Annotated in this window: 6 protein-coding genes; 5 read left to right on the top strand and 1 reads right to left on the bottom strand. The window is 76.2% G+C overall.

Annotated elements, in window-relative coordinates; all coding sequences use genetic code 11:
* The first annotated feature begins 314 nt into the window (after nucleotides 1-314).
* The 4 genes from pcp (at nucleotide 315) to POF43_RS28905 (ending at nucleotide 8,484) form a co-directional block, all read left to right on the top strand.
* The gene (gene pcp, locus POF43_RS28920) at nucleotides 315-959 is read left to right on the top strand and encodes a pyroglutamyl-peptidase I (RefSeq protein WP_271325453.1); all 645 of its coding nucleotides are present in this window, start codon (nucleotides 315-317) and stop codon (nucleotides 957-959) included.
* Between the two features lie 73 nt (nucleotides 960-1,032).
* Nucleotides 1,033-2,766 carry a hypothetical protein gene (locus POF43_RS28915; RefSeq protein WP_282704841.1) on the top strand — a complete coding sequence of 578 codons (1,734 nt, stop codon included), beginning with the start codon at nucleotides 1,033-1,035 and terminating at the stop codon, nucleotides 2,764-2,766.
* A complete protein-coding gene (locus POF43_RS28910; RefSeq protein WP_271325739.1) occupies nucleotides 2,763-3,650 on the top strand; it encodes a hypothetical protein in 888 nt (295 codons plus the stop codon). The genes POF43_RS28915 and POF43_RS28910 overlap by 4 nt, the downstream gene beginning before the upstream one ends.
* Before the next feature lie 178 nt (nucleotides 3,651-3,828).
* On the top strand, nucleotides 3,829-8,484 hold the full coding sequence (locus POF43_RS28905; RefSeq protein ID WP_282704838.1) for a hypothetical protein: 4,656 nt from the start codon (nucleotides 3,829-3,831) through the stop codon (nucleotides 8,482-8,484).
* A 439-nt stretch (nucleotides 8,485-8,923) separates the two neighbouring features.
* Here the strand turns inward: POF43_RS28905 and POF43_RS28900 are convergent, their stop codons facing one another.
* Nucleotides 8,924-9,331 (bottom strand): hypothetical protein, encoded by a 408-nt coding sequence (locus tag POF43_RS28900; protein WP_271316742.1) that lies wholly within the window; start codon nucleotides 9,329-9,331, stop codon nucleotides 8,924-8,926.
* A gap of 420 nt (nucleotides 9,332-9,751) precedes the next feature.
* On the opposite strand from POF43_RS28900, the gene POF43_RS28895 reads away from it, so the two are divergent.
* On the top strand, nucleotides 9,752-12,080 hold a 2,329-nt coding region (locus POF43_RS28895; protein WP_308217777.1), incomplete at its 3' end, for a sensor histidine kinase.

Genomic DNA, 12,080 nt, shown 5'->3' with positions numbered 1-12,080 from the left:
TGATCCTCCGTGCGATCCGCCAAGCAGCCGCCGCCGGAACGGGGAGAGCGGCGCCGGGCGGCGTCTCCTTGGTACCGTCCGGGGGCCGGCACCCGGCGTCGGGGCCGACGCCGGCCCCCGCACCGCGGCGGGCCGACACCCCGGTCCGGCACCGTACCGGGGCCGGAACCGCACCGGAGCCCGCAGCGACCGCCGCTCCGCGTGACCGCGTGACCGCGTGACCGCGTGACCGGCGGAGCCGACCGGTGCAATAACATGATCATCTCGGTCGCCCCCGCGGCGGCCGGACGCCCCCAGGAGAGGAGCCCCCGGCCGTGACCCGTGTCCTGCTCACCGGATTCGAACCGTTCGGCGGCGAACGCGTCAACCCGTCCTGGGAGGCCGTCCAGCAGGTCGCCGCGGCGCCCCCCGACGGGCTCACCGTGCGGATCGCCCGGCTCAGCTGCGTCTTCGGCACCGCGCTGGACGAGCTGCGCGCCGCGGTCGGGGCCACCGCGCCCGACCTGGTGCTCTGCGTCGGGCAGGCCGGCGGCCGCAGCGGGCTGTCCGTCGAACGCGTCGCGGTCAACGTCGACGACGCCGCCATCGCGGACAACGCCGGCGAGGCCCCCGTCGACCGGCCGGTCGTGGCCGGCGGACCCGTCGCCTACTTCGCCGCGCTGCCGGTCAAGGCCTGCGTGGCCGCCGCCCGCGCGGCCGGCGTGCCCGCGTCGGTCTCCCAGACGGCCGGCACCTACCTGTGCAACCACGTCTTCTACGGCCTGATGCACCTGATCGCCACCGAACGCCCGGCCCTGCGCGGCGGATTCGTGCACATACCCTACGAACCCGGTCAGGTCCTGGGCCGTGACGCGCCGTCGCTGCCCGTCGAACTGGCCGCCACCGGACTGCGCGCCGTGCTGACGGCCGCCGCGGGCCGCACCGGCGACATCGCGCTGGCCGGCGGCGCGCTGCACTGACCGGGTGCGCACCCGGCGCGGGGTCGCCGGCACAGGTGCGGACGCACCGCCGCCAACCGTGCCGTTTCGAACGATGTCCGTGAGACCGCCTAGGGTGTCCGTCGTGACCGCTCCACCCGCGCAGAGCGCGCCGTACCGAACGACCGGGGCCGGACGCCCCGTCGCGCCCGGCCCCGCGGCCGACGAGGGCCTGGCCCGCCGGCTCAAGGCGCTGGCCTGCACCGCGCCGCTGCACGACCTGGACGTCCGCAAGGCCAACCTGGCCGGCGAGTACTCCCGATACGCCATGGCCGAGGTCGCGCTGGCCGCCATCGACCTGGTCACCCTCAGCATGGACTTCGACACCGGCGCCGACCACGAGCAGATAGTGGCCAGGATCCAGCCCCGCGTCGCCGCCCAGGCACCCGCCCGCCCCGGTGAGGAACACCAGCGCGTCGCCCGCTGGGTGCTGGAGAACCTCATCAACGTCGGCAGCGTCGACCGCGGATTCCGCGCCGTCTACGGCACGTTCGGCCCCGACGGCGCCTACGTGCGGCGCGACTACGACTTCAAGCTCATCGAGGAGGTCCAGGGCCCCGGCGGCGGACTGTACCTGCGCACCACCGACGAGGCGGTCAACGTCCTGGTCGGCGCGCTCGACACCGACGTCACCAGCGCCCAGATCGCCGCCGAGGTCAAGCTGGAGGTGCTGATCAACCGCGGCCGGCTGGCCGACGCCCAACTCGCCGCCGAGCAGGCCCGTTACCGCACCGTCCAGTACGCCGAGACGCTGCGCCGCGCCCTGGAGGCCACCCGGCGCGACGTGCGGGCCGTCGACTGGCTGGAGACCGTGCCGGACCTGATCAACGAGGCGCTGGACCACGTCGCCGACCGGTACCGGCACGAGAACGCCATCCTCACCAACATCCGCCGGGCCCGCGACGAGGCGTCCGACCCCGACCACAAGCGCCGCGCCGCCGAGCTGGTCGACATCGTCAAGGACTGCATCCGCCGCCACACCCAGCTCCAGTCCCGGCTGCTGGAGGCCGGACCGCTCTTCCGCGCCGAGCAGGACCGGCAGGCCTTCGCCACCCCCGCCGCCCGCGCCGGACTCGACCTGTACGGCCAACTCGTCGCCCCCGTACTGCCGTTGCCGGTGGACAAGGCCGGCCGGGTCACCGCCGCCTTCTTCGCCCGGGGCACCGGGCCGCGCACCCCGGCCGCCGTCCGGATCGGCGACCTGGTCGACGCGCTGCTCACCCCGCCGGTGGAACGAGACCACCTGGGCGCCGAGATGCCCGAACCCGACCTGGTCGCCACCCCGGAGGACAGCCGCTTCAGCGACGAACAGCTGGAAGCGGCCCTGGAGTTGCTCGACCTGCCGCACGACGCGCCCCGCCGGCTGTCCGGCCTGCTCGCCGACGCGCGCCGCCGCGACCTCGAACTGCCCTACCTGGTCGCCCTGCTCGCCGTGCACGCGGCCAGCCCCCCGGTCGGCACCGCCTACCGGCAGGGCGAACGGCGGCTGTTGTTCGCCGTCGACGACGGCACCGTGCTGGAGGACCCGGAGTTCGGCGGCGCGGACCTCATCGTCGGCGCCGCCCTGCTCGACGCGGCCGGCATGGCGGCGGAACGCGGCGTCGACCCCTCCCGCGCCGACCGCCGCCCGTCCGGCCGCTGCCGCCCCGACCGCCGGTCCCCGGACCACCGCCGCCCCGACCGCCCGGCCTCCGATCCCGGCCCGGACGGACGGCCGGCACCGGACCACCGCCGCGACGACCACCCGGCACCCGACGGGCGCACCACGAAGGAGGAGCAGCGCAGGTGAGCGAGGCAGAGTACGCGACCGGACGCGACCCGGAGCAGGACCGCCCGGCGGCCTCCGGCGCCGCCGTCACCCCGGCCGACGCCGCCGACGCCGCACGGCTGGTCGCGTTCGGCCTCCAGCCCAAGCTGCTGCCGGCCCGCGACGCGGAGTACGGCGAACTGCTGCGCCGGCACCGCGAGGACCCGGCGTTCGCCCGGCTCGCCGACGCCGTCGCGGCCGGCCTCGGACTGATCGTCCTGGAGGTCTCGCCGCGGGCCGGCATGGCGGTCGCCGCCGCCGAGGACTCGGTCTTCGCCGTGCGGATGGGCGACTACTCGCGCCGCGCCGCCTCCGACTCCACCGACCGCTTCCTGCACGGCCTGGCCCACCTCGCCGTCGCCGCCCTCGCCTTCCCCCGCCCCGCCGACCTCGCCGACGACGGCTACGTCGGCCGCGTCACCGTCAACGGAGTGGAGGGCTTCGTCCGCCAGGCGTGCCGGCGCCTGGAGGAACGCGCGGAGGCCGAGGGCGAGAACACCGACCCGGTCACCGACGCCCCCGGTCTGGAGGCCGCCTGGCGGGTCTACACCCGGCGCAGCGCCACCGGCGCCACCAAGGACGCCCGCCGGCTGGCCGGGTCCACCACCGGCATCATCGGCAAGGCGGTCGCCTTCCTGGTGGACACCGGCTTCCTCCAGCGCACCGGCGACGAGGCCGGCGGCACCTACCGCACCACCGCCCGCTACCAGTTGCAGGTCCGCGACATGGCCGGCAGCGCGGCGATGGCCGAACTGCTGGAACTCGGCGTGGTCCCGGTCGCCGACGGCACCGCCACCCTGCTGCCGCCCGAGCAGGACGCGGCGGACCTCGCCACCGGCGCCGGCCTGCCCTTCCACGCCCTCTGACCCCGCCGCCCGTTCCCCTCCCACCGCACCACTCCTGCGCCAACGACAACCCGGCAGCCCCGCCGGTCCGGCAGTCCCGCCACTACCACCGCCCTTCGAGTTCCGACCGTCCCGCCGGCCGCCCCACCGCGGCCCGCCCCCGCCGCACCATGACCGCGTTGAACGACTGAGAGCCGCCATGTACGAGCTGTCCCGGGTCCGCCTCTACTCCATCGGTCCGGCCGGTGCCCGCTACGCCGACACCGTGCTGGACCTGCGCGGAGTCGGTGACCCGGTGCCGCAGCCCGCGCCCGCGCAGGGCGACTTCTTCGAGAACGAGCCGGCCGGACCGCCGCGCCGGCCGGCGCCGGCCGGTGTGCTCTTCCTGGAGAACGGCGGCGGCAAGTCCGTCCTGCTCAAGCTGATCTTCTCGGTCATGCTCCCCGGCCACCGCAACACCCTCGGCGGCGCCAGCTCCGGCGTGCTGCGCAAGTTCCTGCTGGCCGAGGACTGCGGCCACGTCGCCCTGGAGTGGCAGCACACCCGCACCGGCGAACTGGTCGTGGTCGGCAAGGTCAGCGAATGGCGCGGCCGCCAGGTCTCCTCCGACCCGCGCCGGTTCGCCGAGGCCTGGTACTCCTTCCGCCCCGGCCCCGGGCTGTCGCTGGACTCGCTGCCGGTCGCCGAGACCTCCGCCGTCCGGCCGGCCGCCGAAGGCGTCTCCGGTGCCCGCGGCCGCCGCCGCACCATGAAGGGCTTCCGCGACGCGCTCACCGACGCCGGCAAGTTCTACACGCACCTCGACGTGGTCTGGGAGGAGATCCACGACCGCTGGAACGAACACCTCACCGACCTCGGCCTGGACCCCGAACTCTTCCGCTACCAGCGGGAGATGAACGCCGACGAGGGCGAGGCCGCCGGGCTGTTCGCGGTCAAGAAGGACTCCGACTTCACCGACCTGCTGCTGCGCGCCGTCACCGACACCCGCGACACCGACGGCCTGGCCGACCTGGTGCACGGCTTCGCCGGCAAACTCGGCCGCCGCGCCGAACTCACCGCGGAACGCGACTTCACCGCCGGCTCGCTGGAACACCTCGAACGCATCGTCACCACCGCCGGCCGCCGCGACCACGCCCGCGGCGTGCACACCGGCAGCGAGCGCCGCACCCGGGAGCTGGCCCGGCGCCTGTCCGCCCGCGCCGGCCTGGAACGCGCCCGGGCCGCCGACCTGGGCCGGCAGGTCGTCGACGCCGCCCACGCGGTCACCGACGCCGACGCCCGCCGGGCCGGCACCTCCCGCATCAGCGCCGAACTCGCCTACCGGCACGCCTCGCTCAGCCTGGCGGCCACCGAGAAGGACGCCGCCGCGCTGCGCCGCGAACTGGTCGACGCCCGCACCCTGCACTCCGCCTGGCAGGCCGCCGAGACCGTGCTGCGCCAGCGGGCCGCCGCCGACCGCTCCGCCCGGGTGGCCGCCGCCATCCTGGAGGCCGAACGCGACGCCGCCCCCGCCCTCGCCGCCCGGGCCCGCGCCGCCGGCCACCTGGTGCGCGCCCTGGCGCTCGCGGCCGACGAGGCCGAACGGCACGCCGACCACGAGGAGGAGCTGTCCGACGCCCTCCAGGCCGCCTCCGACAGCGCCCACCGCGACGCCACCGCGGCCGCCACCGCCGCGCAGCGGGCCCGCAGCGAGATCGGCCACCTCCAGCAGCGCCTCGCCGAGGTCGAGCAGGAGACCGCAGAAGCGGTCAGCGCCGGCTGGCTGGACGACGCCACCCCCGACGCCGACCCGGCCCGCGCCGCGCTGGCCGCCAGCGACGCGGAGAAGACCGCCGTCGCCGCCTGGGAGAGCGCCCGCGACACCGCCCGCGCCGCCGCCGACCGGGCCCGGGAGGCCGCCGCCGACGAGGCCCGCGCCGACCTCGCCGCCCACCGGGCCGCCGACGCGCTGGCCGGCGCCGAGTCCGCGCACACCGCCGAACTGCGCACCGCCGGCGCCCTGGCCGCCGAAGGCCGCTTCGCCGAACTCCTCAGCCTGCCCCCGGCCCCGCCCGCCGCGACCGCCGACATCCCCGCCCCGCGCGCGGACGGCGCCGCCGCGCCCGAGCGCCGCCGCACCACGCGCCGCGCCGCCGAAGGACCGCTGACCGTCGAGGAGCTGGACCGCGAGGCCGACGGACTGCGGGAACTGCTCGACGGCCTGGTCACCCGCGCCGAACGCCAGCTGTTCGACCTGCGCACCGAGGCCGCCGACGACTCCCGCATCCTGGCCGCGCTCGGCGACGGCGGTCTGCTGCCGCCAGGACCCGACGTCCTCGCCACCGTCGAACACCTCGGCGAGCACGGCGTACCCGCGCTGCCCGGCTGGCGCTACCTCGCCCAGGCCGTGAGCCCCGCCGACCACGCCGCCGTCCTCGCCGCCCGCCCCGAACTCGTCGACGGCGTGGTCATCACCGACCCCGACACCTACCAGCGGGCCCGCGAGGTGCTGGCCGACGCCGCCCTGCTGCCGCGTTCCACGGTGGCCGTCGGCACCTGCGCCGCCCTGCTGGCCCCGCCGCCGACCGGGCAGAGCGACAGCGACGTCTTCCTCGTCACCCCCAACCCCGCCATGCACGACGAGCAGGCCGCCGACGGCGAACGGCACGCACTGCGCGAGCGGGCCGGCGCCCGCGACGAGGAGATCCGCAAGCTCGCCGCCCGCCTCGGCCACGACCGGGAACTCGCCGCCCGCCTGCGTTCCTGGCGCGCCGCCTGCCCGGCCGGCCGGGTCACCGAACTCGCCGAAGCGGTCGCCGCCGCGGTGGCCGCCGCCACCGCCGCCACGCAGGCGCTCGCCGACGCCAGGACCCGGCGCGCCGTCGCCGACGAGGAGGCCGCCGAGGCCGCCGCCGCCCGCGACGAGCAGCAGGACGCCGCCCAGCGCGCCCGCCGCCGCGCCGACGCCCTCGCCGGCCTCGCCCACCGGCTGCGCCAGCGCGCCGCCTGGCAGCGCGCCGCCCGCGAACTCGCCGAGGAGGCCGCCGAGGCCGAGGACCGCGCCGGGACCTGCCTGGAGCGGGCCCGCTCCGGCGACGAGGACCGGCGTGCCGCCCAGCGGTCCGCCGACGACGCCCGCCGCACCGTGCGGGCCCTGCGCGCCGAACGCGCCGAGATCGCCGGCGCCCCCGACACCGACCCGGCGGACGAGGCACCGGACGGGGTGCCGCTGCCCGCGCTCCGCGAGGCGTACCGGGCCGCCTCCCAGCTGTACGAGAAGGTGGGCGTCGGCGCCGACCTGCGCGCCGAACAGGCCCGCGCCGAGACCGAGGAGAGCGCCACCGTCGCCGAACTCGACCGGCTGACCAACAAGGTCCGCACCCGGGCCGCCACCCTGCTCGAAGGCACCGACGGCGCCGACGGCCCGTCCCGCCAGGCGGCCGCCGCCCGCGCCGAGGCCCTGGTCCACCGCATCGAGTCGCGGTCGGCCACCGCCAGCGAACTGCTCGGCCGGCTGCGCGGCGAGGCCGAACGGCTGGCCCCCGCCGACGGCGAGTCGCACACCGGCCTGCCGGACCGCCTGGTGCCCGGCGACGCCGAGCAGGCCCAGGCGCTGCTGCGCGGCGTCACCACCGAACTCGCCGCCGACACCGACGCGCTGGAGGCCGCCCGCGAACGGCACGCCGAACTCCAGCACGCGCACCGGGCCGCCGAGGACGCCCAGGCGGCCTTCGACGAGACCGCGGCACTGCTGCGCGACCTGCTGCGCGACAACACCCCCGCCGACGGCGAGGAGGACGAGCCGCAGCCCTACCCCGGCACCCCGGCCGAGGCCCGGCAGACCGCCGCCGAGGCTCGGCGGGCGCTGCGCGGCTGCGCCGCCGACCTGTCGGCCGCCGACTCCCAGTTGCGCGACGCCGCCGACCTGCTGGTCCGGCACGCCAACTCCACCCGCTACGAGCAGGTGCGCACCCCGGCCCGCCAGCAGATCCGCGAACTGCCGCCGGCCGCCCTGCCCGAGCCCGCCGCCGCCTGGGCCACCGCCTTCGCCCCCCGGCTGCGGGTGCTCACCGACGAGCTCGACCAGCTGGAACGCAACCGCGACATCATCGTCGACCGGCTGCGCGGCCTGGTCGAGGCGTCGCTGGCCACCCTGCGGTCCGCCCAGCGGCTCTCGCGGCTGCCGGAGGGGCTGGGGGAGTGGTCGGGCCAGGAGTTCCTGCGCATCCGCTTCGAGGACCCCGACCACGCCCGGCTGACCGAGCAGCTCGGCGGCGTCATCGACGAGGCCACCCGGGCCGCCGTCCGCAAGAACTCCGACCTGCGCCGCGACGGCATGACACTGCTGCTGCGCGGTGTGCAGGCCGCGCTGGAGCCGCGCGGTATCGCGGTGGAGATCCTCAAGCCGGACGCCGTGCTGCGCGCCGAGCGGGTGCCGGTCGGCCAGATGGGCGACGTCTTCTCCGGCGGCCAGCTGCTGACCGCCGCCATCGCCCTGTACTGCACGATGGCCGCGCTGCGCAGCAACGACAGCGGCCGGGACCGCAGCCGGCACGCCGGCACGCTCTTCCTCGACAACCCGATCGGCCGGGCCAACGCCACGTACCTGCTGGAGCTCCAGCGGGCGGTGGCCGACGCGCTGGGGGTGCAGCTGATCTACACCACCGGCCTGTTCGACACCACGGCGCTGGCCGAGTTCCCGCTGGTGGTCCGGCTGCGCAACGACGCCGACCTGCGGGCGGGCCTGAAGTACATCAGCGTCGAGGAGCACCTGCGCCCCGGTCTGCCGCAGCAGGACCCGGACGGCGAGCAGGTGCACGGCGAGATCACCGCGACCCGGATGTTCCGGCGGCCGGCCGAGCCCGCGACGACGTGAGCGGGTGGGGACGCGGAGCGGCGGGGCGGCGGCGACGTGAATGCCAAGGCGGCGACGACCCGACCGCCGAGGGTGCGACGACCTGGCCGCCGGGGCTGCGACCACGTGAGCGGCTGGGCGGCGACGACCTGAACGGCGTGGTTGCGACGCCGAGCGGCGGGGGCGACCACGTGAGCGGCTGGGCCGCGCCGACCCGCCCGCCGAGGTCGCGCCCCCCGCCACGACCCGGCTGACGGCGTAAGGGCAGGCACCCGCGACGGCGTCCGGGCGGGCGCCCGCAGTCGCCGTGGCGGTCCCGGAGAGCGGTTCGGCGCTGGCCCGCAGGCCGTCCCGGTGCCGTCCCCACGCCCGCCCCGACGCCCGTCCCGACGCCCTCCCGGCGCCGTCCCCACGCCGTGCCGCGGCCGATGCCCGGGCGCGGCCCGGGCATCGGCGGGTGTCACGCCCGGGGTATCAGGCGCCCGTGCCCGGCTCCGTGCAGGTCGGCGCGTTCGGCCTCCCGGGCGGCCCGGCGGCGCTGGCGGCGGCTTTCCCGCACGGCGCTGCTGGGGCTGGAGACCACCCCGGCGCGCTGGGCCCAGGTCTGCCGGGTCACCAGGACGTCGACCATCGCCCAGGTGGTGACGACGGTGGCGACTATCGCGGTCAGGACGGCCGGCCCGGCGAACCAGGTGCCGGCGACCACGGCCATCAGCGCGACCATCGCGACGACCAGGGTGACCGAGGCGATCAGCCCGGCCCGTACCGCGGACCCGCGGACCGGGTCGGGCAGTCGCCGCCTGCCGCGCGGCACGTCCCGCCACAGCGGGCGTTCCGTCCGCGACCGGCTGTCCACGGCGTCGTCCATCGCGTATCCGCTCCCCTCCCGGCCCGCGGACCGGTGTTCGACTGTTGGGGGTCCGTCCGGTTCAGGTGTGAACTGCCCGTTTTTCCCACGGGTATTCCGGAAGGTCCTCCCGATCTGTCTCACGGACGGCGGACCTGCGTGGTTCCCGGCCGGCCGGACTTTTCCAGCCGGACCACAGTTGGCCGGAAAACGCCGGTTACGTTCAGGGGGACGGTGCCGTACTGTGGCGCTGAAATAGCCCTATGTGACGGTACATCCGGATATCGGCCGCCGATCCCGGCTCACAACAGCATGGACTGGCTTTCGAGTTGGTCACCCGACAGTAGTAGGCTCGCGCCGTTTCACGGTTCATCGCCCCCTGCCGGGGCCGACGTTGGGGAGGCCATGCGCTTTCGCGGGAAATCGATCCGCCGGAAGATCGTGGCATTGCTGCTGGTGCCGCTGGTGTCGCTTTTCGCGATCTGGGCCTTCGCCGCGCTGATCACCGGTGACGGCGTCTTCGGCCTGGTGAACGTCAAGCACGTCTCCGCCCGGGTCGGACTCCCGGCGCAGGACACGGTCGACGCGCTGTCCGCCGAACGCCGCGCGGTCCTGGTCCACCTGGCCGAGCCGACCGACGCCACCGCCGAGGCCGACCTGCGCCGCGCGGAAGCGAGCACCGACAAGCGGATCGCCGCCGAAAGCGCCGCCGACACCGACAGCACGGTCCGCGGCGATCTCGACCCCGCCTCCCGCACCCGGCTCGACGCGCTCGTCAAGCAGGCCGGCGGCCTGTCCGACCTGCGCCGCCAGGTGGGCGAGGGAGAGCTGACGGGCGCCCGCGCCTACACCGCGTACAACGCGCTCATCGACCCGTACTACTGCTTCTTCCTCGGCCTCGACCCGGTGCAGAGCGTCGGGCTCGACCGGCAGTCGCGCATCCTGGTGGAGATGACCCGGGCGCGCGAGGCCATCTCCCGCGAGGACGCGCTGTTCGCCTCGGCGCAGGCGGCCGGCGGCATGACCCGGGCCGAACAGCGCGAGTTCGCCGACGCCGTCTCCCAGCAGCGCACCGCCTACGCCACCTACCCCCCGCTGCTGCCCGCCCCGGACAGCACCGGCGTGGCCGACTTCTGGCGCGACAACACCGACGCCCGCGCCCTGCACCGCGACGAGGAACGCATCCTCGACGCGGCACCGCAGGACGCCGTCCGCCAGGTCTCCGCCAGCGACTGGCAGCACACCACCGCGGCCGTCATCGACGCCACCGGCCGGCTGGACCACCAGGCCATGGACGCCTACCTCAACCGGGTTCGGCCCTACGCGCTCGACGTGCTGATCAAGGCGGCCGTCGCCGGCGGCTTCGGCCTGCTGGCCGTCCTGCTGTCGGTGGCCGTCTCGCTGCGCGTCGGCCGCGGTCTGGTGCGCGACCTGTCGGCGCTGCGCAAGGAGGCCCAGGAGGCGTCCGGCACCCGGCTGCCGCGGGTCATGCGCCGGCTGGCGGCCGGTGAGGACGTTGACATCGATGCCGAAGTGCCGGCCACGCAGTACGCCGACGACGAGATCGGCGCCGTCGGCAAGGCCCTCGACACCCTCCAGCGCGCCGCCGTCGAGGCCGCCGTCCGCCAGGCGGACATGCGCCGCGGCGTCTCGGACGTCTTCGTCAACCTGGCACGCCGCAACCAGGTCCTGCTGCACCGCCAGCTGATGCTGCTGGACGCGATGGAACGCCGCACCGAGGCCGCCGACGAGCTCGCCGACCTCTTCCGGCTCGACCACATGACCACCCGTATGCGCCGGCACGCCGAGGGCCTGGTGATCCTCTCCGGCGCCGCGCCGTCCCGGCAGTGGCGCCGGCCCGTGCGGCTGATCGACGTGGTGCGCGCCGCCGTCGCCGAGGTCGAGGACTACGAGCGCGTCGAGGTGCGCCGCCTGCCGCGGCTGGCGGTCGCAGGCAACGCCGTCGCCGACGTCACCCACCTGCTCGCCGAACTCATCGAGAACGGCACGGTCTTCTCGCCCCCGCACAGCACCGTGCAGGTGCACGGCGAGCGGGTCGCCAACGGCTACCTGCTGGAGATCGACGACCGCGGCCTGGGCATGCCGCCGGAGACGCTGCTCGACGCCAACCTGCGGCTGGCGGAGACCCCGGAGTTCGAGCTGTCGGACACCGACCGCCTCGGGCTGTTCGTGGTCTCCCGCCTCGCCCAGCGCACCGGCGTCCGCGTCTCGGTCAGGCCGTCGCCGTACGGCGGCACCACCGCCGTCGTGCTGCTGCCGAACGCGCTGCTCACCGACACCACCGGCGAGGAGGACGCGGACAGCGGCGAGTACCTCGTCCCCGGCGCGAGCGGCACCACCGGCGCCGGCGGCAAGGGCGGCCCCGGTGGTACCGGCGGCCCCGGCATCCCGCGCGCCGTTCCGACGCCGCTGCCGGACGAGATCACCGTCCCGGTCGACCAGGACACCGCGCACCAGGCGTTCCGCGACTGGGGCATCGTGCCCAGCGCCGCGGCCGCCGAGGACTTCGTGGCCGACGCCAGGCGCCGGCGTGCCAGGCCGCTGCGCCAGTTCGACCTGCCCGAGCGGTCGCAGCACCAGCAGGCCCCCGAACTCCCCGAGCCCGCCCGCCCGACGGCCTCCGGTCACACGGAGACCGGACCCGGCGGTACCGACGAGAACGCGCCATTGCCGCGCCGTCGCCGTGCCGCCTCCCCGGTCATCGGAGCCGCCCCGGGCGCCCACCGCGCCCCCGACCGCCCGGCACGTC

Origin of the sequence: Streptantibioticus silvisoli (assembly GCF_027947535.2) — a bacterium.
Classification (GTDB): Bacteria; Actinomycetota; Actinomycetes; order Streptomycetales; family Streptomycetaceae; genus Streptantibioticus_C; species Streptantibioticus_C silvisoli.
This window is presented reverse-complemented; position numbering and strand designations above follow the sequence as displayed.